General features: G+C 73.3%; 24 protein-coding genes, 3 pseudogenes and 1 riboswitch. Of the genes and pseudogenes, 16 read left to right on the top strand and 11 right to left on the bottom strand.

The features are described 5' to 3' along the window. Positions 1-110: 110 nt before the first annotated feature. Both MF408_RS04475 and MF408_RS04470 read left to right on the top strand, forming a co-directional pair. Complete coding sequence (locus MF408_RS04475) at positions 111-527, top strand: GMC oxidoreductase (RefSeq protein ID WP_240250413.1); 417 nt, start codon at positions 111-113, stop codon at positions 525-527. Between the two features lie 10 nt (positions 528-537). After that, a complete protein-coding gene (locus MF408_RS04470; protein ID WP_240250412.1) occupies positions 538-2,097 on the top strand; it encodes a succinic semialdehyde dehydrogenase in 1,560 nt (519 codons plus the stop codon). 102 nt (positions 2,098-2,199) lie between these two features. On the opposite strand, the gene MF408_RS04465 is transcribed toward MF408_RS04470, so the two are convergent. After that, complete coding sequence (locus tag MF408_RS04465; protein WP_275693342.1) at positions 2,200-2,655, bottom strand: Hsp20 family protein; 456 nt, start codon at positions 2,653-2,655, stop codon at positions 2,200-2,202. A gap of 105 nt (positions 2,656-2,760) precedes the next feature. On the opposite strand from MF408_RS04465, the pseudogene MF408_RS24930 reads away from it, so the two are divergent. Further along, positions 2,761-2,973, top strand: a pseudogene (locus MF408_RS24930) (MerR family transcriptional regulator); the annotation flags it as partial. A gap of 93 nt (positions 2,974-3,066) precedes the next feature. Here MF408_RS24930 and MF408_RS04455 read toward each other — a convergent pair. The 3 genes and pseudogenes from MF408_RS04455 to MF408_RS04445 form a co-directional block, all read right to left on the bottom strand. Next, positions 3,067-3,752 (bottom strand): annotated as a pseudogene (locus tag MF408_RS04455) (uracil-DNA glycosylase); the annotation flags it as partial. 65 nt (positions 3,753-3,817) lie between these two features. Next, positions 3,818-4,111: a hypothetical protein gene (locus MF408_RS04450; RefSeq protein ID WP_240250411.1), complete on the bottom strand. Its 294-nt coding sequence runs from the start codon at positions 4,109-4,111 to the stop codon at positions 3,818-3,820. Continuing rightward, the gene (locus MF408_RS04445) at positions 4,099-4,386 is read right to left on the bottom strand and encodes a TetR family transcriptional regulator (RefSeq protein WP_240250410.1); all 288 of its coding nucleotides are present in this window, start codon (positions 4,384-4,386) and stop codon (positions 4,099-4,101) included. The genes MF408_RS04450 and MF408_RS04445 overlap by 13 nt, the downstream gene beginning before the upstream one ends. 74 nt (positions 4,387-4,460) lie before the next feature. Here MF408_RS04445 and MF408_RS04440 point away from each other — a divergent pair, with 74 nt between their 5' ends. After that, positions 4,461-5,036 carry a dihydrofolate reductase family protein gene (locus tag MF408_RS04440; RefSeq protein WP_240250409.1) on the top strand — a complete coding sequence of 192 codons (576 nt, stop codon included), beginning with the start codon at positions 4,461-4,463 and terminating at the stop codon, positions 5,034-5,036. Positions 5,037-5,084: 48 nt separating this feature from the next. Then, positions 5,085-5,372 (top strand): GNAT family N-acetyltransferase, encoded by a 288-nt coding sequence (locus MF408_RS04435; protein WP_240250408.1) that lies wholly within the window; start codon positions 5,085-5,087, stop codon positions 5,370-5,372. 275 nt (positions 5,373-5,647) lie between these two features. On the opposite strand, the gene MF408_RS04430 is transcribed toward MF408_RS04435, so the two are convergent. Next, positions 5,648-6,796 (bottom strand): alpha/beta fold hydrolase, encoded by a 1,149-nt coding sequence (locus MF408_RS04430; protein ID WP_240250407.1) that lies wholly within the window; start codon positions 6,794-6,796, stop codon positions 5,648-5,650. 10 nt (positions 6,797-6,806) lie between these two features. Beyond that, positions 6,807-8,231 (bottom strand): trehalose-6-phosphate synthase, encoded by a 1,425-nt coding sequence (locus tag MF408_RS04425; protein ID WP_240250406.1) that lies wholly within the window; start codon positions 8,229-8,231, stop codon positions 6,807-6,809. 191 nt (positions 8,232-8,422) lie between these two features. Here MF408_RS04425 and MF408_RS04420 point away from each other — a divergent pair, with 191 nt between their 5' ends. Next, positions 8,423-9,769, top strand: a complete 1,347-nt coding sequence (locus MF408_RS04420) for a sensor histidine kinase (protein ID WP_240250405.1) — start codon at positions 8,423-8,425, stop codon at positions 9,767-9,769. A gap of 24 nt (positions 9,770-9,793) precedes the next feature. Continuing rightward, entirely contained in the window at positions 9,794-10,441 is a 648-nt protein-coding gene (locus tag MF408_RS04415) for a response regulator transcription factor (RefSeq protein WP_240250404.1), read from the top strand. A 17-nt stretch (positions 10,442-10,458) separates the two neighbouring features. Here the strand turns inward: MF408_RS04415 and MF408_RS04410 are convergent, their stop codons facing one another. Beyond that, positions 10,459-11,502, bottom strand: coding sequence for a Gfo/Idh/MocA family oxidoreductase (locus tag MF408_RS04410; protein ID WP_240250403.1), 1,044 nt, complete (start codon positions 11,500-11,502; stop codon positions 10,459-10,461). 145 nt (positions 11,503-11,647) lie between these two features. On the opposite strand from MF408_RS04410, the gene MF408_RS04405 reads away from it, so the two are divergent. The 3 genes from MF408_RS04405 to otsB are packed head-to-tail and all read left to right on the top strand — an operon-like array spanning position 11,648 to position 13,373. Next, the gene (locus MF408_RS04405) at positions 11,648-11,944 is read left to right on the top strand and encodes a DUF3263 domain-containing protein (RefSeq protein WP_240251656.1); all 297 of its coding nucleotides are present in this window, start codon (positions 11,648-11,650) and stop codon (positions 11,942-11,944) included. Positions 11,945-11,955: 11 nt separating this feature from the next. Continuing rightward, entirely contained in the window at positions 11,956-12,489 is a 534-nt protein-coding gene (locus MF408_RS04400) for a LytR C-terminal domain-containing protein (RefSeq protein ID WP_240250402.1), read from the top strand. Between the two features lie 32 nt (positions 12,490-12,521). Further along, positions 12,522-13,373: a trehalose-phosphatase gene (gene otsB / locus MF408_RS04395; RefSeq protein WP_240250401.1), complete on the top strand. Its 852-nt coding sequence runs from the start codon at positions 12,522-12,524 to the stop codon at positions 13,371-13,373. A gap of 451 nt (positions 13,374-13,824) precedes the next feature. Here otsB and MF408_RS26570 read toward each other — a convergent pair. Continuing rightward, positions 13,825-14,316, bottom strand: a pseudogene (locus MF408_RS26570) (DUF6596 domain-containing protein); the annotation flags it as partial. Between the two features lie 300 nt (positions 14,317-14,616). Then, positions 14,617-14,991, bottom strand: coding sequence for a YciI family protein (locus MF408_RS04385; protein ID WP_240250400.1), 375 nt, complete (start codon positions 14,989-14,991; stop codon positions 14,617-14,619). A gap of 191 nt (positions 14,992-15,182) precedes the next feature. Next, a riboswitch (SAM riboswitch) is annotated at positions 15,183-15,341 on the top strand. Between the two features lie 101 nt (positions 15,342-15,442). Between MF408_RS04385 and thrC the strand changes: the two genes are divergently transcribed. Further along, positions 15,443-16,645 (top strand): threonine synthase, encoded by a 1,203-nt coding sequence (thrC, locus tag MF408_RS04380; protein ID WP_345893911.1) that lies wholly within the window; start codon positions 15,443-15,445, stop codon positions 16,643-16,645. Between the two features lie 45 nt (positions 16,646-16,690). Beyond that, the gene (locus MF408_RS04375) at positions 16,691-16,969 is read left to right on the top strand and encodes a MoaD/ThiS family protein (RefSeq protein ID WP_240250398.1); all 279 of its coding nucleotides are present in this window, start codon (positions 16,691-16,693) and stop codon (positions 16,967-16,969) included. 28 nt (positions 16,970-16,997) lie between these two features. Here the strand turns inward: MF408_RS04375 and MF408_RS04370 are convergent, their stop codons facing one another. Next, on the bottom strand, positions 16,998-17,963 hold the full coding sequence (locus tag MF408_RS04370; RefSeq protein WP_240250397.1) for a calcium-binding protein: 966 nt from the start codon (positions 17,961-17,963) through the stop codon (positions 16,998-17,000). A gap of 132 nt (positions 17,964-18,095) precedes the next feature. On the opposite strand from MF408_RS04370, the gene MF408_RS04365 reads away from it, so the two are divergent. The 3 genes from MF408_RS04365 (at position 18,096) to groL (ending at position 21,348) form a co-directional block, all read left to right on the top strand. Beyond that, positions 18,096-18,581 (top strand): OsmC family protein, encoded by a 486-nt coding sequence (locus MF408_RS04365; RefSeq protein ID WP_240250396.1) that lies wholly within the window; start codon positions 18,096-18,098, stop codon positions 18,579-18,581. 24 nt (positions 18,582-18,605) lie between these two features. Next, positions 18,606-19,556, top strand: a complete 951-nt coding sequence (locus tag MF408_RS04360; protein ID WP_240250395.1) for a hypothetical protein — start codon at positions 18,606-18,608, stop codon at positions 19,554-19,556. A 163-nt stretch (positions 19,557-19,719) separates the two neighbouring features. Beyond that, positions 19,720-21,348 carry a chaperonin GroEL gene (gene groL / locus MF408_RS04355; protein WP_240250394.1) on the top strand — a complete coding sequence of 543 codons (1,629 nt, stop codon included), beginning with the start codon at positions 19,720-19,722 and terminating at the stop codon, positions 21,346-21,348. Positions 21,349-21,982: 634 nt separating this feature from the next. Here the strand turns inward: groL and MF408_RS04350 are convergent. Beyond that, the gene (locus tag MF408_RS04350; RefSeq protein ID WP_240250393.1) at positions 21,983-22,135 is read right to left on the bottom strand and encodes a hypothetical protein; all 153 of its coding nucleotides are present in this window, start codon (positions 22,133-22,135) and stop codon (positions 21,983-21,985) included. A 252-nt stretch (positions 22,136-22,387) separates the two neighbouring features. Here MF408_RS04350 and MF408_RS04345 point away from each other — a divergent pair, with 252 nt between their 5' ends. Further along, a complete protein-coding gene (locus MF408_RS04345) occupies positions 22,388-22,564 on the top strand; it encodes a hypothetical protein (protein WP_240250392.1) in 177 nt (58 codons plus the stop codon). Positions 22,565-22,682: the final 118 nt, after the last annotated feature.

Below are 22,682 nucleotides of genomic sequence, written 5' to 3'. Positions count from 1 at the left end.
GTGGAGCTATCCGAGCCCCAACCAGGACGAGGCCGTGCGCCACAAGGTCGACCTGCGGCCCTGCATCACCGTCTTCTCCACGCTGATCTACCCGCGCAGCCGGGGGCCAGGTGCGGCTCGCCGCGGCCGACCCCGCCGCCCCGCCGCTCATCGACTTCGGGTTCCTCGACGTCGGCGACGACCTCGAGGTGCTCGCCGAGGGCACCGAGATGATCCGGGAGATCATGGCCGGCGCCGCGTTCGGAGGCACGGTGGAGGAGGAGGTGCACCCGGGCGCCGGCCTGCGGGGCCGCGAGCTCCGCGACGCGATCCGCAACCGGGCCACGTCGGTCTACCACGGCGTCGGCACCTGCCGGATGGGGGGCGATGACCGGGCCGTCGTCGGGCCCGACCTCCGGGTCCGCGGCATCGACGGTCTCCGGGTCGCCGACGCCTCGATCATGCCGTCGATCACCGGCGGCAACACCAACGCCCCGTGCTACATGATCGGCGAGAAGGCCGCCGAGGCCGTCCTCGCCGGCAGCTGAGGAGGAAACCGTGAGCACGACGCGTCCGGCCACCCTCACCGACGACCTCCTCGAGCGGCTGGTCGCCCGGGTCCCCGGCACGACCGGCGCCACCTGGAAGCTGACCGAGGTCTACACCGGCGACGTGCTCGTCGAGCTGCCCCAGTCGACCCCGGACGACATCGAGCGGGCCTTCCACGAGGCCCGCGCCGCTCAGCGGCTGTGGGCGGAGTGGCCGGTCGCCAAGCGGCTCGAGGTGTTCTCCCGGGCGCACACCCTGCTCGTCGACAACGCGCTGACGACGGCCGACCTGATCCAGGCCGAGAGCGGCAAGAACCGGCGGATGGCGGTCGAGGAGACCTGCGACCCGCCGATGGTCATCAGCCACTACCTGCGCCGGGCCGAGAAGCTGCTCCGCCCGACCCGGCGCGGCGGGCCGGTGCCGTTCCTGTCGAGCTCGACCGAGGTGCGGGTCCCGAAGGGCGTGGTCGGGATCATCGCGCCGTGGAACTTCCCGTTCGCGACCGGCCTCTCCGATGCCATCCCGGCGCTGATGGCGGGCAACGCGGTCGTGGTCAAGCCCGACAACAAGACCGCGCTCAGCCCGCTCTACGGCGTCGCGCTGCTGGAGGAGGCGGGCCTGCCCCGCGGCCTGTTCCAGGTCGTCTGCGGAGAGGGGCCCGACGTCGGGCCGACGCTGATCGACAACGCCGACTACGTCATGTTCACCGGGTCCACCGCCACCGGCCGGGTGATCGGCGAGCGGGCCGGCCGCAACCTGATCGGCTGCTGCCTCGAGCTCGGCGGCAAGAACCCGATGATCGTGCTCGACGACGTCGACGTGGACGAGTGGGTGGACGGCGCGATCTTCGGCGTGTTCGGCAACACCGGGCAGATCTGCATGCACATCGAGCGGATCTACCTGCCCGAGGCGCGGTACGACGAGCTCCGGGACGCGTTCGTCGAACGGGCCCGGTCGCTGCGCATCGGCGCGTCGTACGACTTCGGGCCCGAGCTGGGCAGCCTGGTCTCGCCCGACCACCGCGACCGGGTCGCCGCGCACGTCGAGGACGCCGTCGCCAAGGGCGCGACGGTGCTGACCGGTGGGCGGGCCCGCCCCGACCTCGGGCCGGCGTTCTTCGAGCCGACCGTGCTCGAGGGCGTCACCGGCGACATGCTCGCGGGGCGCACCGAGACGTTCGGGCCGGTCGTCGGCCTCCACCGCTACCGCAGCGTCGACGAGGCGGTGCGGCTGGCCAACGACACCGACTACGGCCTCAACGCGTCGGTGTGGAGCAGCGACCTGGCTCGGGCGGAGGCGGTCGCGGCCCGGCTGGAGTCGGGCAACGTCAACATCAACGACGCCCTCGCGACGGCGTACGCCTCGAAGGGCACGCCGTCCGGCGGGGTGAAGAGCTCGGGCGTGGGGGCCCGCCACGGTGACCAGGGACTGCTGAAGTACACCGACGTCAAGAACGTCGCCGTCCTCAAGAAGCAGGTCCTCGGCGCGCGGCCGGGCCAGGACTACGACGCCTACGTCAAGCAGATGCTGGGCTCGCTCAAGCTGATGAAGCGGCTCCGGGTGCGCTGACCCGGGCTCGTCCCGGCGGTTGCAGACGCAGCGACGCGCCCCTGGGCGCGGTGCCCCGGGGCGCGTCGTCGGTCGCGCGGACGTGCTGCCCGTGCGGTCCGGTCAGGCCTCGATCGCCTTCTCCTCGGCCTTCTGGCCGACCGCGGGGGCGGCACCGGCCACCTCGATCCGCCGCGGCTTCGCCTTCTCGGCGACCGGGACGAGGAGGCGCAGCACGCCGCTGTCGTAGGCCGCCTCGATCCGGTCGAGGTCGAGGTTGTCGCCGAGCACGAGCTGGCGGGTGAACTGGCCGTGGGTCCGCTCCGTGGCGAGCCGCTGCCAGTCGCCGTTGGGCGCCACCCGCTCGGCCTTGACGGTCAGGACGTTGCGCTCGACGTCGATGTCGATGCTCTCGCGGCTGACGCCGGGGAGGTCGAACTCGATGACGAACGTGTCGCCCTCGCGCCAGGCGTCCATCGGCATGACCGCGGGGCGGTTGGTGGTGCCCAGGGTCGAGCCGAGGAGCTGGTTGGCCAGGCGGTCGAAGTCGCGGAACGGGTCGGTGTTTCGCAGCAACATGGTTCCTCCTCCGAGTCGGTCGAGCGGGTTGCCCGACGCTTCACTACCTGTAATGACTGTTATAGATTACGTATTCCCGAAGTTTCAAGCGGAAGGGGCGGGACGGTGGCCGAGCACTACCGCGGGGTCTACGCCATCTCGGTCGCGGCCGAGCTGGTCAGCATGCAGGTGCAGAACCTGCGGGTCTACGAGCGGCGTGGCCTGCTCGAGCCGGCCCGCACGGCCGGTGGCTCGCGGCTCTACAGCCGCGCCGACATCGACCGGCTGCACCGGATCCGCGACCTCCTCGGCGAGGGCCTCAACCTCGCCGGCATCGCCCGCGTGCTCGAGCTCGAGGCCGAGGTCGACCGGCTGCGCGCCGAGAACGAGGACCTTCGCGGGGGGCGTCAGGCAGGGTCGTGGGGGAGGGGTCCAGTCGACCGGCGCACCGCCGCGCTCGACGAGGAGCTGGTTGACCCGGCTGAACGGGCGGGAGCCGAAGAAGCCCCGGTGGGCGGAGAGCGGGGAGGGGTGGGCCGACTCCACGCAGGGGGATCGGCCCGAGGTGGGGCTTGAGCCCGGCGGCGTCGCGACCCCAGAGGATCGCGGCGATCGGCGCGCCGGCCTCGGCACGGCGTACGACGGCCGCGATCGCGCAGGCGGTGACGTGCTCCCACCCCTTGCCGCGGTGGGAGGCCGGTGCGCCGGGCCGCACGGTGAGGACCCGGTTGAGCAGCATCACCCCCCTGCTCGGTCCAGGCGGTGAGGTCGCCGTGGGGCGGGGGAGTGACCCCGACGTCGGTGGCGAGCTCCTGGTAGATGTTCGCGAGGCTGCGCGGGACCGGGCGGACGTGCGGGTCGACGGCGAAGCACAGGCCGATCGGGTGCCCGGGCGTCGGGTAGGGGTCCTGGCCGACGACGAGCACCCGCACCTCGGCGAGCGGGCGGTGGAAGGCGCGGAAGACGTGGTCGCCGTGCGGCAGGTACGGCCGGCCGGCCGCGAGCTCCTCCCGCAGGAAGCGCCCCATCGCCGCGATCCGGTCGTCGACCGGCGCCAGCGCCTCCGCCCAGTCCGGGGCGACCAGGCCCTTGTCCACGAGTCCCGCCAACGCGCTCACGGGACCGAACGTTAGATGAGCAAGTCCAAGGGTTCGCACGCTGCGCGACCCTTGGACTTGCTCATCTAGTCGGGGAGCAGTCGCTCCACGAGGACGTCCACCACCTCGTCGGTGGGCGTCGCCGGGTCGATCGAGGTCGTGAGCCGGTCGAGCAGCAGGCCGTCGACCGCGTAGTGGAACAGCGCGATCTCCCGCGCGCCGCCGGGCAGGCCGGCCTGGGTGTTGAACGCGACGTCGGCGGCGAACCCGGCGCGGAGCCAGTCGCCGAGGGGTCCGGCCACCTCGGGACGCCGCGCCGCCTCGAGGCGCAGCTCGAGCAGGGCGAGGGTGACGTCGCGGTGGGTGGTCAACCGGCGCACGATGTCGCGGACGTAGGTCGCGAACAGGGCGCGCGACGGGGGTGGCGGGAGAGCCGCTCGAGCACCTTCGGCTCGGGCGCCAGCCGCTCGCCGATCCGGTGGGCGAGCGCCTCGACGAGCTCGGTGCGCGACCGGAAGTAGTTCGACGCCGTGCCGGTCGGCACGCCGGCCTCGCGGTCGACGGCGCGGTGGGTCAGCCCGCGCGCTCCCTCGCGGGCCAGGACGGCGAGGCCCGCGTCGGCGAGCGCGGTGCGGCGGCCTTCGTTGCGGACCATGCCCGCACCCTAGCGCGAACCACTACAGACGTCGTACTGTGTGGATCACGACATCTGTAGTGATTGGAGTCCTGATGCGTGAGCTCGTCTACTTCGTCGCCGTCTCCCTCGACGGCCGGATCTCCGGCCCGGACGACGACTTCTCCGCCTTCCCCGTGACCGGCGACCACATCGACTGGATCTTCCGCGAGTACGCCGACACGGTGCCCGCGGTCGGACTGGAGGCGGCGGGGCTGCAGGCCGACCGGTCCCGGTTCTCCACCGTCGTGATGGGTTGGAACACCTACGCCGCCGGGTTCCAGCACGGCGTACGCGACCCCTACCCCCACCTCGAGCAGGTGGTCTTCACCCGGCGGCACGTCGACGAGGACGTACCCCCGGGGATCCGCCTGGTGGCCGACGACCCGGTCGCCGAGGTGCGCCGCCTGAAGAAGGAGGACGGCACTGCCATCTGGCTGTGCGGGGGCGGTCGGCTCGCCGGCGTCCTGGCGGAGGAGGTCGACCGGATGGTCCTCAAGGTCAACCCGGTCGTGCTCGGCGCCGGGGTGCCGCTCTTCGACGGCGGCTACGCGCCCCGGTTCCAGCGGCTGACGGCGAGCCGGACGTTCGAGACCGGGGTGGTCGTCAACGAGTACGCCCGCGTCCGGTAGGCCGCCTCTGAGCCTTCGAGCCCCTGGCCGGTCGGTAGCCTCGGCCGCATGACCGACACGACCACGGTGACGCGCAACGACGAGCGGCGCCGCTTCGAGATCCGCACCGACGACGGGCGGCTCGCCGGGTTCGCCGAGTACCGCGAGCGCGACGGTGCGATGGAGCTGACGCACACCGTGGTCCGCGACGAGTTCGAGGGGCAGGGCGTCGGCGGCAGGCTGGCGCGGGGCGCCCTGGACCAGATCCGGGCCGAGGGGCTGCGGGTCGTGCCCAGCTGCCCGTTCGTGAAGCGGTGGATCGACAAGCACCCCGACTACGCCGACCTCGTGGCCTGACCACGGTCGCTCCGGGAGAAGTGCCCGCGTCGCCCCTCTCCCTCCCAGGGGCGACGCAGGTCCGACTCTAGGAGTCGCGGGCCCGGTCGCGCATCGGGCGGCAGGACAGGTCCGTCTGGTCACAATTGACCAGGCGCGCGTATGCGTCGGGGCGGACGTGACGGGCAAAACCTCCACTTGTCCGGCATTGCTTTGCCCGACAAGTTGAGGTTTCCCCGGTCGGCCGGGGAAACCTCACCCGGCCTACCCGCTCCCCGCACCAGACCCGACACCCCTCAGCGGCCCAGCGCCCGGGACGCCGACGAGCGGTGCCGCCGCTCGGGGTTGGTGCCGATCGCCGGCTCCGGCGGCGCCGGGTCGGTGGACCACTCGTCGAGCCACTCGTCGAGGACCTGCCAGGTGCTCCGCCGCGCGGCGCGGCCGGTGAGCATCCCGAGGTGGCCGCCCGGCACGACCTCGAACCGCACCTCGGGCGACCCGCTGAGCATCGGGACCACCGCCTTCACCGCGGGCACCGGCGCGATCTGGTCGGTGGCCCCGCCGAAGACCAGCGCCGGCACGGCGACGTCGGACAGCCGGATGGTGCGGTCGCCGAGCGCGAGCTCGCCGGAGGCGAGCTGGTTGCCCTTCGCGAACCGGTGGTAGAGCTGGCCGAACGTCCGGCCGGGGTAGGCGATCATGTTGTCGGTGAACCGGTCGACCGCTTCCACCTGGGCGAGGAAGTCGGTGTCGTCGATGTTGGCCGCGATGGCCACCGGCTTCGTGACCAGCTTCTGCACCGACGTGAGCTGGAACGCCCAGCGGACGAGCGGCTTCGGGGCGCCGCCGAGGAGCCGGTAGCCACGGGTGACGAGCCCGCGGCCGTTGCCGAGGTCGAGCAGCGGCCGGAACGGCGCGACGAGCGGCACCAGGCTGACGTCGACCGGCGACCCGACGACCGTCAGCGACGCCACCGGGAGGTCGGTGGCGTCGGCGACCGCGAGCAGCGAGAAGATCCCGCCGAGGCTCCAGCCGACCACGTGCACCGGCCGGCCGCCGGCGTGCCGGGAGACCTCGCGGACCGCCGTGGGCACGACCTCGTCGACCCAGTGCTCCATCCCGAGGTCCCGGTCGCGGAAGGAGACCTCGCCGTACTCCACGAGGTACGTCGGCCGGCCGCCGGTGACGAGGTGCTCGACCAGCGAGCAGCCCCGGCGCAGGTCGTAGCAGAGCGAGGGCGCCGCGAGCGGCGTGACGAGCAGCACCGGGTCGCCGGTCTCCTGCACCGCGCCGGCCGGGCGGTAGTGGTAGACCTCGCGGAGCCGGCCCTCGTCGATGAGGGTCCGGGGCATCGGGCGCAGGTCGGCGAGCCCGCCGTAGAGCAGCTTGTGCGCCACGTTGCCGGCCGCGGCGACGACCTGATCGGGCTTCGGCACCAGATCCATGAGCGGCTGCTCAGGAGCGGGTGGCCGGCCGCACCATCTTGCGGTGGCTCCCGATGTCGTCGAGCTCGGTCATGAAGCTCGCCGCCCACGCCTTGACGTCGTGCTGGGTCACGGTCTTGCGCATCGCCCGCATCCGGCGGGTGAGCTCCTTGGGCTCGGCCCGGTGCGCCTCGAGCAGCGCCGCCTTCATGCCGTTGATGTCGTAGGGGTTGATGAGCCACGCCTGGCGCAGCTCGTCGGCCGCCCCGGCGAACTCCGAGAGCACGAGGGCGCCGTCCTCGTCGACCCGGCACGCGACGTACTCCTTGCACACCAGGTTCATCCCGTCGCGGTACGGCGTCACCACCATGATGTCGGCGGCGCGGTAGAGCGCCGCCATCTCCTCGCGCGGGTAGGAGGTGTGCAGGTAGCTGATCGCCGGCCGGCCGATCCGGCCGAGGTCGCCGTTGAGCCGGCCCACCAGCCGGTCGATCTCGTCGCGGAGCAGCTTGTACTGCTCCACCTGCTCCCGCGACGGCACCGCGACCTGCACGAAGACGGCGTCCTCGACGTCGACGTGGCCGTCGCGGATCAGCTCGCCGAAGGCGCGCAGCCGCGCGTAGATGCCCTTGGTGTAGTCGAGCCGGTCGATGCCGAGGAAGATCTTGCGCGGGTTGCCGAGCGCCTCGCGGATCGCCTTCGCCCGCTCGACCACCGCCTCGGAGCGGGCGAGCTCCTCGAAGCCCGCGGCGTCGATGGAGATCGGGAACGCCGCCGCCCGCACGGTGCGGCCGTCGGGCAGGTAGACGAGGTCGCGGTGGGTCTTGTGGCCGACCCGCTGCCGCACGAGCCGCACGAAGTTCTGCGCCGCGCCGGGCAGCTGGAAGCCGACCAGGTCGGCACCGAGCAGGCCCTCGAGCAGCTGCCGGCGCCACGGCAGCTGCTGGAACAGCTCGGCGGGTGGGAACGGGATGTGGAGGTAGAAGCCGATCCGCAGGTCGGGCCGCAGCTCGCGGAGGTACTGCGGCACCAGCTGGAGCTGGTAGTCGTGCACCCACACCGTGGCGCCCTTCGCGGCGAGCTCGGCGGCCCGCTCGGCGAACCGCCGGTTGACCTTGACGTACTCGTCCCACCACTCGCGGTGGAACTCCGGCTTGGCGACGAGGTCGTGGTAGAGCGGCCACAGCGTGGCGTTGGAGAAGCCCTCGTAGTGGCCCTCGATCTGCTCCTGGGTCATCGTCATCGGCACCAGCTGGAGGCCGTCGTCCTCGAACGGCTCGAGGTCCTGGTCGGTGCCGCCCGGCCACCCCATCCAGACGCCGTCGTTGGCCCGCATCACCGGTTCGATGGCGCTGACGAGACCGCCGGGGGAGCGTCGCCACGAGGTGCTGCCGTCCTCCTCGGTGATGCGGTCGACCGGCAGGCGGTTGGCGACGATCACGAGATGGTTCGGCACGAGACCCACCCCTAGATGAGTAAGTCCAAGGGTTCGCACGCTGCGCGACCTGCACGACCCCTTGGACTTACTCATCTAGCCGGACCGTCGCGCCCGGCCGGGCGGCCGCGCCCGCCTGTCGGGCTGGCCCGACACCGGCTGTCGGGCTGGCCGGATGGTGCGGGGCCCGGCGCGTTCCTAGCGTTGCTGCCATGACCGAGACGATGCTGGTGCCCGTGAGCCCGACCCCCGAGCCGGGTGCGACCGAGTCGCCCGACGACGCCGCCCGGCGCCCCGCCCCGCAGGGGCGCGACGGCTTCGTCCGTCGCCTGCTGCTCGACAGCGGCTACGGCGTGACGGCGCTGGTCCTGGCCGTCCCGTCGTTCTCCGTCGTCCTCACCGGGCTCGCGGCCGGGCTCGGCACGTTGGTCGTGGCCGGCGTCGGCCTGGCGGTGCTGCTGGGGACGGCGTACGTCGCCCGCGGGTTCGCCCACGCGGAGCGGGTCCGGCTGCGGTCGATGCTCGGCCTCGACGCGCCGTTCCCGGCCTACCTGCGCCCGGCGCCCGGCGACGGCCGGGTGCGCGCGGTCCTCACCCCGCTGCGCGACGCCCAGACCTGGCTCGACGTGCTGTGGAGCCTGGTGGCGCTGGCGACCGCTCTGTTCGCGTTCGTGGTGACCGTGGTCTGGTGGTCGCTCGTGCTCGGCGGGCTCACCTACTGGTTCTGGCAGCGCTACATCCCGTTCGACGAGGACAACGTCGGCCTGGCCGAGCTCCTCGGCCTCGGCGAGGGGCGGACCCCGGAGTCGCTGCTCAACCTGGCGATCGGCGTGGTCGCACTGGTGACACTGCCGTTCGCCGTGCGGCTCGCGGCCGGCACCCACGCGTCGGTGGCGCGGATGCTGCTGTGCAGCCGGGTGGAGATGGTCGGCCGCCTGGTGCGGATGGAGGAGAGCCGCGAGTCGGCGCACCGGGCGGAGGCGCAGTCGCTGCGGCGGCTCGAGCGCGACATCCACGACGGGCCCCAGCAGCGGCTGATCCGGCTCGGCATGGACCTCGGCCGGGCCCGCCGCCAGGTCACGACCGACCCCGCCCGGGCGGCGGCGACCATCGACGCCGCGCTGGCCCAGACCCGCGAGACGGTCGAGGAGCTGCGGGCGCTGTCGCGCGGCATCGCACCGCCGCTCCTCGTCGACCGCGGGCTCGCGGTCGCGGTGCGGGAGATGGCCGCGGGCCAGGCGATCCCGGTCGACGTCGTCGTCGACGTGCCCGACGGGCTGCCCCAGGCCGCGGAGACCGCGGCGTACTTCGTCGTCGCCGAGAGCCTCACCAACGTCGCCAAGCACAGCGGCGCCACCCGGGCGCAGGTGCGGGTCGAGGTCGTCGACGGCCGGCTGGTGGTGACGGTCGACGACGACGGCCGCGGCGGCGCCGGCCCGGCGCCGGGCCGCGGGCTGCACGGTCTGCGCGAGCGGCTCGACGGCGTCGACGGCAGCCTCGTCGTCGCCTCGCCGGACGGCGGACCCACCCGGGTGCGGGCCGAGGTCCCGCTCGGGTGAGGATCTGCCCGTGAGGACCGCCGCGTGAGGATCGTGCTGGCCGACGACTCGGTGCTGCTGCGGGAGGGCCTGCAGCTGCTGCTCCAGGAGGCCGGCCACGAGGTCGTCGCGGCGGTCGCCGACGGCCCCGGCGTGGTCGAGGCGGTCCTCGGGCATCGGCCGGACCTGGCGATCGTCGACGTGCGGATGCCGCCCAGCCACACCGACGAGGGGCTGCGTGCCGCGGTCGACGTACGACGGTCGTGGCCGGAGGCCAGGCTGCTGGTGCTGTCGCAGTACGTCGAGGTGGCCTACGCCGACGACCTGCTCGCGACCGGCGAGCAGGGCATCGGCTACCTGCTCAAGGACCGGGTCACCGAGGTGGAGGAATTCCTCGTCGCGGTCGCCCGGGTCGCCGACGGCGGCACCGTGCTCGACCCGCTCGTCGTGCGGCAGCTGATGGGCCGGCACCGCGACCCGCTGACCGCGCTGACCCCGCGGGAGCGCGAGGTGCTGGCGCTGATGGCCGAGGGCCGGTCGAACGCGGCGATCGCCGAGGAGCTGGTCGTCACCCTCGGCGGCGTGGAGAAGCACACCCAGCGGATCTTCGCCAAGCTCGGCCTCAGCCCCGACGACGACAGCGCCCACCGGCGGGTGCTGGCCGTGGTGCGGTTCCTGCGGGCGGGCGGCTGAGCCCGGCCGTCGGCCCGTCAGCCAGCCGTCAGCCCGGGGTGCGTGCCGAGCTGGCGACGGAGGTCGTCGATCTGCCCGAGGACGGTGAGGGTCTGCGCGTGCGGGACGAGGGGCGACTCGCGGAGGCCGCGGCGCAGGCAGTCGCCGACGTGGGCGACCTCGTTGCCGTAGCCGGTCCCGACCACCGGCTCCGGCGGGTCGAACCGCACCGGCTCGGCGGTGCCGCCGTCGGCTCCGCGGCGGGGATCGCGCGGATGGAACGTGAAGTGGCTCGGGAAGTGGAACTCCGTGGGCACCTCGACCCAGCCCTCGTCGGTCGCGATCGTCGCCGTGCACGGCGAGTGCGAGGTGAGGCTGGTGCGCAGCGCCGCGACCACCTCGGGCTCGCCGGGGTAGCGGCCGGCGATCGCCACGTCGAGGTCGACGCCCGGCGCGGCGTCACGGGTGTCGAGCACGCCGGTCGCCCGCAGCTCGAGTGCCTCGCCCAGCAGCACGTGGGCGAAGGTCAGCGGGTAGACGCCGATGTCGAGCAGCGCCCCGCCTCCGAGCGCGGGGTTGCGCAGCCGGTGGTCGGGACCGACGTCGGCGACGAAGGACAGGTCGGCGGCGAGCTGCCGCGGCGTGCCGAAGTCCCCGGCCCGCAGCCGCCGCGCGAGGTCGCGCCAGACCGGGTGGCAGGCGCTCCACATCGCCTCCATGAGGAACCGGTCGTGCGCCCGGGCCACGGCCACCAGCGCCTCGGCCGTGCCGCGGTCGAGGGTGAGCGGCTTCTCGCACAGCACGTGCTTGCCGCCCGCCAGCGCCAGCGTCGCTTGCTCCAGGTGCAGCGCGTGCGGGGAGGCGACGTAGACCACGTCGACCTCGGGGTCGGCGACCAGCGCGGCGTAGTCGCCGTACGCCCGGGCTCCCGGCGCGTGCGCGGCCGCGAACGCCTCGGCCCGCGTGCGGTCGCGGGAGGCGACGGCGGTGATCGCGGCGTCGGGGACGAGGGCGAGGTCGCGCGCGAGCAGCCCCGCGATCGCGCCGGGCGCGAGGATGCCCCACCGCACGGTGTCGGTCATGCGCCGGACCCTAGCGGTCCGGGCAGCCGGGCCAGGTCCGCCGAATCCGCCCGCAACACCCCGAGGGCCTGAATGACATCGCTGTGATTCGCCGTCTACAGTGGAGCCTGGAAGCAGAGTCGGACGAGCCAGCGGGTGAGCATGGATCCCCAGCGGAGCACCGAGGCCCCCCGCCGCCGCATCGCCAGGGGGTGACCTGAGCGAGCGCGACCGCGAGATCCTCGAGTTCGAGCGTCAGTGGTGGAAGTACGCCGGCGCCAAGGAGACCGCCGTGCGGGAGAAGTTCGACATGAGCTCCACCCGCTACTACCAGGTCCTCAACGCCCTCATCGACCGGCCCGAGGCCCTCGCCGCCGACCCGCTCCTCGTGCGGCGCCTCCGGCGGCTGCGCTCCCAACGCCAGCGGCAGCGCTCGGCGCGCCGCCTCGGCTTCGAGCTCTGAGCGGACCGGCCATGTCCTTCCCCACCTGGCCCCCGCACCCCCGCCGCGACGAGCGCGGCGCCGTCCTGCCCTCGCCGGTCGTCCTCCTCAGCGTCGTCGCCGTCGCCCTGGCCGCCGTGACCTTCTTCGCGACCCGCGGCGAGGAGCCCACCGAGCGCGAGATCACCCAGGCCGCCCAGCAGCAGGAGAGCCCCGAGGTCACCGCCCCCAGCGACGGCGCCGAGGACGAGGAGAAGCCGGAGAAGCCGAAGAAGACCAAGCCGCCGGTCGTGCGCAGCGACGTCGGCGTGGTGGTCTTCAACAACTCCGGCATCACCGGCCTGGCGGCCGACGTGCTCGCCCGCGTCGACGAGGTCGGGTGGAACGGCGTGGCCGCCGACAACTGGTACGGCACGATCCCCGCCACCACCGTCTACTTCCCGCCGGGCATGCGCGACGCCGCCCAGAAGCTCGCGCTCGACCTCGGCATCCAGCGGCTGATGCCCGCCGACGGCGAGATGAGCGACACCGACCTGACGGTGATCCTCACCGGCGAGCTCGCCTGACCGCTGCTTGCGGGCCGTGGTTGGGTGGAGGCGTGCAGTTCTCGTCGATCGAGGGTGAACACCGCTACGCCGCGCTGGTCCGCGCCGCGCCGCGCGCCGTCGTCGGTCTCGACTTCGACGGCACCCTGGCCCCGATCGTCGAGGACCCCACCCAGGCGCGCATCCATCCCGACGCTGCCGACGTGCTCGTCGACCTGGCCCGCGAGGTCGCGGCGATCGCCGTCATCACCGGCCGGCCCGCCCGTCAGGCGCTCGACCTCGGGGGCCTGGAGGAGGTCGGCGACGCGGTGCAGGCAGCGGGCCGCGAGCTGTTCCTCTTCGGCCAGTACGGCAACGAGCGGTGGAGCTCGAGCCACCGGCGGATCGTCGGCCCGCGCCCGCCGCGCGGGCTCGCGACGTTCGAGCGCGACCTCCCTCGTGCCCTCCGGCAGGCCGACGCGGTCGACGCCTACGTCGAGGACAAGGGCCTCGCGGTCGCCGTCCACACCCGTCGGCTGCCCGACCCGCGCGGCGCGTTCGACCGGCTGCTCCCCGTGCTGCGCGACCTCGCCGACCGCAACGGGCTGGTGACCGAACCCGGCCGCAACGTCGTGGAGGTCCGCTCGCCGGGCTCCGACAAGGGCCAGGTGGTCGAGAAGCTCGCCCACGACCTCGACGCCCGGGGCTTCCTCTTCGCCGGCGACGACCTCGGCGACCTCGACGCGTTCGAGGCGGTGGCCGAGCTGGAGAAGCGCGACGTCGCGACGCTCCGGGTGTGCTCGGCCTCGGCCGAGGAGAGCGCGCTGCAGCCGCTCGCCGACGTCGTCGTCGACGGACCGGAGGGCGTGCTCGGGCTGCTCTGCCGGTTCCGGGACGACATCCGGGCCGCCGCCGCGGAGAGCTGACCGGTCTCAGCCCAGCGCCGCGCGGCGCCGGAGCAGGTGCGCGCGCTCCGCGTCGTTGCCGCACAGCGCGATCGCGGCGTCGTACGCCGTCCGGGCGGCGGCGGTCTCGCCCTGCCGGGCCAGCAGCTCGGCGCGGACCGCGGGCAGGCGGTGGCCGCGCAGGGCGACCGAGTCGAGCGCGCGGAGCCCGGCCGCCGGCCCCTCCGCCTCTGCCAGCGCGACCGCCCGGTTGAGCCGGACGACGGGGGGTGTCGGCGAGGGCGAGCAGCTCGTCGTAGCGGGCGACGATGCGGTGCCAGGCGGTGTCCGCGGCGGTCGGGGCGATCGCGTGCTCGGCGGCGATCAGCGCCTGGAGGAGGTAGGGCGCCGGGGGCGCGGTGGCGAGCGGGGTGAGCAGCCCGAGCGCCTCCGCGATCTCGTCGTGGCGCCACAGCGCGCGGTCCTGGTCGGGCAGCAGCACCAACGAGACCTCGTCGCCGCGGCGCCGGACGCGGGCGTCGCGCCGCGCGTGCTGGAGGAGCACCAGCGCCAGCAGGGCGTCGAGCTCGGGGTCGTCGTAGGGGAGGACCGACCGGAGCACGCGCACCAGCCGGACCGCCTCGCCGGCGAGGTCGGCCCGCAGGACGTCGGCGCCGGAGCCTGGGGCGTAGCCGGCGGTGAACGCGAGGTAGGCGACGTCAGCGACGACCGCCGCCCGGGCGTGCAGCTCGGCCCCGGACGGCAGGTCGAACCGCTCGCCGGCCAGCTTCTTGCGGGCCCGGGTGAGCCGCGCGGCCATCGTCGGCGTGCTCTGGAGGAACAGCCGGGCGACGTCGTCGGTGCTGACGCCCATCACCAGCCGGAGGGTCAGCGCGGCCGCCGCCTCGCGCGACAGCCGCGGGTGGGCGCAGAGCAGGACCAGCCGCAGCCGCTCGTCGACGAGCGGCTCGCCGCCGTCGGCCATCACCCGTTGCGCGCGCTCGGCGAGCCCGGCCTCGACCTCGAGCAGCGGCATCGACCGGGCGAGCACCTGCTCGCGGCGCAGCCGGTCGAGCACCCGGCGGCGCGCGGTCGTCAGCAGCCAGGCCGCCGGGTTGGCCGGCACCCCCCCTCGCCCGGCCAGCTGCGCGCCGCCGCCTCGAACGCGTCGGCCAGGGCGTCCTCGGCCAGGTCGAGCCGCCGGAACCGCGCGACGAGCAGGGCCAGCAGCCGGCCCCACTCCTCGCGCAGCGCCCGGTCGAGCGCGTCGTGCGCCGCGGTCAGGTCACGCCTCGCCGTCGCCGTCGTGGTCGACCGCCGCCCGCACCTCGACCGCGGCGCTGCCGGGCTCGGCGAGGATCGCGCAGACCTGGACGAGGTCGTCGAGGTCGTCGGACTCCACGACGTAGAAGCCGCTGAGCTGCTCGACCGTCTCGGCGTAGGGCCCGTCGGTGACGACGACCGCGCCGTCGTCGGCGCGGGCCACCTTCCGCGTGGTGCGCGAGTGCGTGAGCTCGGCCCCGCCGGTCACCTGGTGCCCGCGCTCGGCGAGCGCCCGGGAGAACTCGTCGTGCTTGGCGAAGATCGCTGCGCGCTCCTCCGCGCTGGCCGCCTCCCAGGCGTTCTCGTCACCGGGGAGCAGGACGACGTAGGTGCTCATGGTGTGATCCTTCCGCTGTCGGGTGGGTCTGTCACGGGGATGACGCGCGAGCGCGCCGCGTTTCGACAACGGCGCTACGGATGCACTGGAGGATCCCCGTGGCCCGAGCCGGGCGTCTCAGTGGGCGGACAGCGATCTCGGATGTCGGGATCCGGTTCGGCCCGGAGCGGACCGAACCGTTAGGTTGAGCCTGCTCATCCAGAGGGACTGAGGGAACGGCCCTGAGAAGTCCCGGCAACCGCCGCGTGCTCCCTGCCGCCGCTCCGATCCGAGATCGGGGACGACGGCGGCAGACGCGGAAACGGTGCCAAATCCGGCCCGCACGACGGACGTGACGGGACAGATGAGAAGGAGGATTCCTGTGAGCGCTGTCGTCACCGAGCCGGGTACCACCGAGGGGCAGGCGGGTCAGGCCGGTCCCCGCGAGGGGGCCTTCGGCAACGCCGTCGCCCTGGCGTGTCGCGAGTGCGGCCACCGGGTCGCGCTGGGCCCGTTCTACGCGTGTCCGGAGTGCTTCGGGCCGCTGGAGGTGGCCTACGAGTTCCCCGCGGTCACCCGCGAGCAGATCGAGGCCGGCCCCCGCAACATCTGGCGCTACAAGGCGCTGCTGCCGGTGCCGACCGACATCGAGACCAGCCCCAACACCGAGCCCGGCTTCACCCGGCTGCTGCGGGCGGACAACCTGGCCCGCGAGCTCGGCATCGACCGGCTGTGGGTCAAGGACGACTCCACCAACCCGACCAACTCCTTCAAGGACCGCGTCGTCGCGTGCGCCCTGAGCGCCGCCCGCGAGCTCGACGCCAAGGTCTTCGCCTGCCCGTCCACCGGCAACCTCGCCAACGCGGTCGCGGCCGCCGGCGCCCGGGCCGGCATCAGGACGGTCGTCTTCATCCCGAGCAACCTCGAGCAGCCCAAGCAGGTCAACTCGGCGGTCTTCACCGAGAACCTGGTGGCCGTCGACGGCAACTACGACGACGTCAACAAGCTCGCCTCCGAGATCGCCGGCGAGGAGGACGGCTGGGCGTTCGTCAACGTCAACGTCCGGCCCTACTACGCCGAGGGCTCCAAGACCCTCGGCTACGAGATCGCCGAGCAGCTCGGGTGGCGGCTGCCCGACCAGGTCGTGATCCCGGTGGCGTCCGGCTCCCAGCTGACCAAGGTCGACAAGGCGTTCCAGGAGCTGATCCGGCTCGGGCTCGTGGAGGACAAGCCCTACACGGTGTTCGGCGCGCAGGCCGAGGGGTGCGGACCGGTCGCCACCGCGTTCAAGGCGGGCGTCGACGCGATCCGCCCGGTCAAGCCCGACACGATCGCCAAGAGCCTCGCGATCGGCAACCCCGCCGACGGCATCTACGTCCTCGACATCACCCGGCGCACCGGCGGCGCGGTCGAGGAGGTCACCGACGACGAGATCCGCGCCGGCATCGTCCTGCTCGCCCGCACCGAGGGGATCTTCACCGAGACCGCCGGCGGCACCACGCTCGCCGTCACCAAGAAGCTGGTCGAGAGCGGGCGGCTCGACCCCGCGAAGGAGACGGTCGTCATCAACACCGGCCACGGGCTCAAGACCCTCGACGCCGTGTCGGGCCGGGTCGGCGCGGCGGCGACCATCGCGCCGTCGTACGACGCCTTCAAGGCCGCCGGCATCGCCTGACCCTCACCCGCCACGAGCTCGAAGCAACGCACGAAGGAAACCCCCATGGCTGTCAGCGTCCGCATCCCCACCATCCTCCGCACCTACACCGGCGGCGAGTCGGAGGTGACCGCCGACGGCGCCACGCTCGCCGACGTGCTCGACGACCTGGACGCCCGGTTCGCCGGCATCAAGGGCCGGGTCGTCGACGAGGACGGGCGGCTGCGCCGCTTCGTCAACGTCTACGTCGGCAACGACGACGTCCGCTTCCTCGACGACCTCGCGACCCCGACGCCCGACGGCTCGCAGATCTCGGTGATCCCGGCGGTCGCCGGCGGCTGCTGAGCCCGCCGCGGCGATCGCCGGTCCCGGGTCAGCGCCGGACGGTGTTCTCGCACTGGGTGCGACGGTCGCCGCGCTCGACGATCGCGGTGTCGCGGTGGGCGCCGCAGTTGATCCGGTCGCGGCCGGCGCCACCGACCAGGCGGTCGTCGTGGTTGTTGCCGTCGAGGCGGTCGGCGCCGCCGCCACCCTTGATCTGGTCACGGCCGTCGGTGCCGATGATCTGGTCGGCGCCCGGGCCGCCGTAGGCGAAGTCGCGGTCCTGGCCGAGCCGGATCCAGTCCTTGCCCGCCCCGCCGCTCACCCGGTCGACGCCGGTGAAACCGTTGAAGAAGTCGGGGCCCCGGCCGAAGCGCACGTTCTCGTTGCCCCGGTCGCCCAGCACGCTCATGGCGATCGTCGCCGGCAGCGTCGACCCGTCGACGTGGTCGTTGCCCAGCCGCGGCCACACCTCGAGCAGCACCGGGCGGGCCCGGGTGGCGGACGGCATCGCGCACACAGCCGCCACGCCCTTGCCCGCCTTCACCCGCTTGCAGCCCTTGGCCACCCGCTTGAGCTTCCGGGTGCCCGTGTCGGCGAACCGGATCTTCCCGTTGTCGGTCATCGTGACCCGCAGCCGGTTGTGCTGCTGGCCGCTGATGTAGCGGTAGCCGTGCTTGGTCCGTCCGATCACCGCGGCGTTCTTCATCGGCTCCACGTTGTCGGTCATGATCGAGGTGACGAAGCGGTACGGCGGCCCGGCGGTGTAGCGACCGTCCGGCGGCGTGTCGTACCAGTAGCCACCACGGTCCGCGAGGCGCTCGGTGAGGCGGTCGGTGGGACCGTCGCCCGCCGGTGCGGCGGTGGTGGGGACGGCGGCGGCGGAGCCGCCGACGGCGAGGGCGGCGGCGCCGAGGGCCGCCACGAGGGCATGACGCAGCATTGTTCCTCCCGAGAGGTCGTGGGGGGCGCCGAGAGCATGGGCGGGCCGGGCCCGCTCGGCGGAGAGATCCACCATGCGGGGCGCCCCGGAGTGTTACAAAATCTGATACCCCTCGATCGGCGCCCGAGACGGGAAGCGGTGACGAAAACCACTCCCGGACCCCCTGGGCGGGCCGCCCGGCGGTTCGTGCCAGGGGATGCTGGGGCCATGGACCACCACTACGCACTGGGCCTCACCTGGCAGGGCAACCGCGGGACCGGCACCAGCGGCTACCGCGACTACGGTCGCGACGTGCTCGTCACGGCCGCCGGCAAGCCGGACCTGCTCGGGTCGGCCGACGTCCCGTTCCGCGGCGACGAGTCGCGGTGGAACCCCGAGGAGCTGCTGGTCGCCGCGCTCTCGCAGTGCCACCTGCTGTCCTACCTGCACTCGGCGGTCAACCACGGGATCGTCGTCGTCGACTACGCGGACACGCCGGTCGGGACGATGAGCCAGGTCGGCCAGGGCGGTCGGTTCACCTCGGTGGTGCTCCGGCCGCGGGTCACGATCACCGACCCGGCGCAGGTGGAGCTCGCCGGGTCGATCCACCGCGAGGCCAGCGCCAACTGCTTCATCGCGGCATCCGTCGGCTTCCCGGTGACGCACGAGCCGGTGACGCTCGTCGCGGAGGGTGGGCAGCCACGCCGCCACTAGCACTCCCCCTCTAGGGTCGCCCTCGTGCCGACGGTCCTGCTCGCGACGTTCAACCTGCTGCCCGAGGGTGAGAGCGGCGGCGCCGCGCTCGTGGCGGCGCTCGCCGACCACGGCGTCGACGCCCGCTGGGCCTGCTGGGACGACCCGTCGGTCGACTGGGGCTCCGCGGAGCTGGTGGCCGTCCGGTCCACCTGGGACTACCACCGCCGGCTGTCCGACTTCCTCGCCTGGGCGCGGGGGATCGAGCGGCACACCCAGCTGCTCAACGGGGCCGAGGTGTTCGCCTGGAACGCCGACAAGGCCTACCTGCGCCGGCTCCCGGTGCCGACCGTGCCCACCGAGCTGCTCGACGACAGCGACCTCGTGCCCGGGCTGACGGCCGCCCTCGCCCGCTGGGGCGGCCGCGTCCTGGTCAAGCCGCGCACCGGCGCGGGCGGCGTCGGGGTCGTCGTGGCCGAGGGGGTCGACGACCCGCGGCTCGAGGGGCTCACGGCCGGTCCGTGGGTCGTGCAGCCGGTCGTGGAGTCGGTGCGCACGGTCGGCGAGTCCTCGGTGTTCGTGATCGACGGCCGGGCGGTGGCCCAGGTCGACAAGTCGGTGGCAGGGTCAGCGGCAGGGGTCGGCGGCGGGCGACGAGGTCCGCGTCCACGAGCTCTACGGCGGCTCCAGCCGACCGGTGCCGCTCGACCCGCCCCGCGCGCGGCTGGCGGAGGACGCCGTGCGCGCCGCCGCCGGCATCACCGGCGCCGACCTCTCCTACGCGCGGGTCGACCAGATGCGCCACGAGGACCGGTGGGTGGTCAGCGAGGTGGAGCTGATCGAGCCGGGGCTCTACCTCGACGTCGACCCCGGGATCGCCGGCCCGTTCGTGGCAATGGTCCGCGACCGCCTCGCCTCCCGGTAGGCCGGTCCGTGGACCGCATACCGGTCGTGCCGCCGTACCTCCTCCTTGCACTCGCAGGGGTCGAGTGCTAAACATGGCATTGGCACTCTCCCCTGGAGAGTGACAACGCACCCCGGTCCGGGGAGTCGAGGCCAGCAGCGACGGCGGGAAGGGTCCGCCGGCTCGGACTGGCCGTCCGTCGCGGGCGACGAACCGGGCTGCCCACGAACTCAGATGCGAAGGATCGCAGGAGTTATGCCGAAGCTGATTGCTTTCAACGAGGAGGCCCGGCGCGGTCTCGAGCGAGGGATGAACACCCTCGCCGACGCCGTCAAGGTCACCCTCGGCCCCAAGGGCCGCAACGTCGTGCTGGAGAAGAAGTGGGGCGCTCCCACGATCACCAACGACGGTGTCTCCATCGCCAAGGAGATCGAGCTCGAGGACGCCTACGAGAAGATCGGCGCCGAGCTGGTCAAGGAGGTCGCCAAGAAGACCGACGACGTCGCCGGTGACGGCACGACGACGGCGACCGTCCTCGCCCAGGCGATGGTCCGCGAGGGTCTGCGCAACGTGGCCGCGGGTGCCAACCCGATGGGCCTCAAGCGCGGCATCGAGGCCGCCGTCGACGCCGTGGCCGAGCAGCTGCTCGGCATGGCCAAGGAGATCGAGACCAAGGAGCAGATCGCCTCCACCGCGTCCATCTCCGCCGCCGACCCGACCGTCGGCGAGATCATCGCCGAGGCGATGGACAAGGTCGGCAAGGAGGGCGTGATCACGGTCGAGGAGTCGAACACGTTCGGCCTCGACCTGGAGCTCACCGAGGGCATGCGCTTCGACAAGGGCTACATCTCGGCGTACTTCGTCACCGACCCGGAGCGCATGGAGACCGTCCTCGAGGACCCCTACATCCTCGTCGTCAACTCCAAGGTCTCCAGCGTCAAGGACCTGCTGCCGCTGCTCGAGAAGGTCATGCAGACCGGCAAGCCGCTGGTCATCATCGCCGAGGACGTCGACGGCGAGGCGCTGTCGACCCTGGTCGTCAACAAGATCCGCGGCACCTTCAAGTCCGTCGCGGTCAAGGCGCCCGGCTTCGGTGACCGCCGCAAGGCCATGCTGCAGGACATCGCGATCCTGACCGGTGGCCAGGTCATCTCCGAGGAGGTCGGCCTCAAGCTCGAGTCCGCCGGCGTCGAGCTGCTCGGCCAGGCGCGCAAGGTCGTGATCACCAAGGACGAAACCACGATCGTCGAGGGCGCGGGCGACTCCGCCCAGATCGAGGGCCGGGTCAACCAGATCCGCACCGAGATCGAGAACTCCGACTCCGACTACGACCGCGAGAAGCTGCAGGAGCGGCTCGCCAAGCTGGCCGGCGGCGTCGCCGTCATCAAGGTCGGCGCGGCCACCGAGGTCGAGCTGAAGGAGCGCAAGCACCGCATCGAGGACGCCGTCCGCAACGCGAAGGCCGCCGTCGAGGAGGGCATCGTCGCCGGTGGCGGCGTCGCCCTGCTGCAGGCCGCCGAGCAGGCGTTCGGCAAGCTCGAGCTCGAGGGTGACGAGGCGACCGGTGCGCAGATCGTGCGCGCCGCCACCGAGGCGCCGCTCAAGCAGATCGCGGTCAACGCCGGCCTCGAGGGCGGCGTCGTGGCGGAGAAGGTGCGCGGTCTCGAGGCCGGTCACGGTCTCAACGCCGCCACCGGCGAGTACGTCGACATGATCTCCGAGGGGATCATCGACCCCGCCAAGGTGACCCGCTCCGCGCTGCAGAACGCCGCCTCCATCGCGGCGCTCTTCCTCACCACCGAGGCCGTCGTCGCCGACAAGCCCGAGAAGGCTGCCCCGGCGATGCCGGGCGGCGACGGTGGCATGGGCGGCATGGACTTCTGATCGGAGGCCGGATCGGTCCGCAGCGCTGCTGCGGACCGTGAGGCTCCGGCCGGAGTGAAGAAGTCCGTCGAGAATGGACTTCTGATCCACCCCGCTCGTCCGAGCGACAACCACAGGGCCCCTGCTCCGGCAGGGGCCCTGTGCCGTTCCCGGGACGTTTCGCGGCGCAGCCGCGTCGGGCAGGATCGCGGTGCTCCCTCCACCGCAGCGCACCGCGCTGCCCGTCGAGAAGGACCTGGATGAGGATCCTGCGTGCCGCCGTTGCCCGTTGCTGCGTCCTCGTGGTGGTGGCCGCCGGGGTGACCGGCGTCGCCGCCGCGCCCTCCGCCGCGACCGACGCGACCTGCACGACGACCGCGCGCTGGACGGTCACCCGGCCGGCGCCGAACACGCCGTGGCGCCCGATGCCGCGGTCGATGACCATCGCCCACGGCGGCTATGCCGCGCTGGTCGGTGAGGTCGTCGCCCGGTGCACGGGCGGCACGGACCCGGTCGAGGGGATCATCCGGCCCGGGGAGCCGCGCATCCAGGTCTCCCGCGACCGCGGCAGGAGCTGGCGCACGGTCTTCCGGCACCACCAGGTCTGGTGGGAGGGCGCCGGGATCGTCGAGCGCTCCGGCTGGTTCCGGATCAGCTACCCCGGCGGCACGTCGTACGCCAACGACCGGTGGTACGGGTCGACCTCCGCCCCGGTGCGGATCTCGGTGCGGCGGCAGGCGACCGTCCGGGTCTCGAAGGCCGGGCGGGGCGCGGACGTCCGGGTCCGGGTGCGTCCGGCTGCGAGCATCCGCGGACTGCAGGTCCGCTACCAGGTGGAGCGGGACGGGAGGTGGCGGCCCTACCTCCGGGCCCGGGTGTCACGGCGGGGGCACGGTCACCGCGCACGTTCCGCGCGCCCACCTCGGCCGCACCTACCGGGTGGTCCTGCCGCCGGGTCGGGGGATGGTGGGCTCGGTCGTGGGACCGCGGCTGGTGCCCCGGCACTGACCCGGCACCCGGGCCGGGGGCATAGAACCGTGCGGATGGGTACCAGGGGGCCATGGACGGCACGATCCCCGATCCCGAGCACGCCGACGACCCGGAGCACACCGACCCCGACGCCGGACCGGCGTCGGAGCCGACCGGGGCCGCCGAGGAGACCGAGGCGGCCGAGCAGGAGGACCCGGACGCCGGGCCGGCCTCGCAGCCGGGTGCCGCCCAGGGCGGGTCGTCGTAGCCGCACCGGGGAGCCCGGTTCCGAGCGAGCGGCCCGCCGTGTCCGTCGCGCGGGCCATGCGGTCTGTGCCATGGTGGGCGGACCAAGAGCGACGTGACGGGTCACACTCGCAGGAGGT

The organism is Nocardioides sp. TF02-7, assembly GCF_022437945.1.
In the GTDB taxonomy this organism is placed as follows: domain Bacteria; phylum Actinomycetota; class Actinomycetes; order Propionibacteriales; family Nocardioidaceae; genus Nocardioides.
This window is presented reverse-complemented; position numbering and strand designations above follow the sequence as displayed.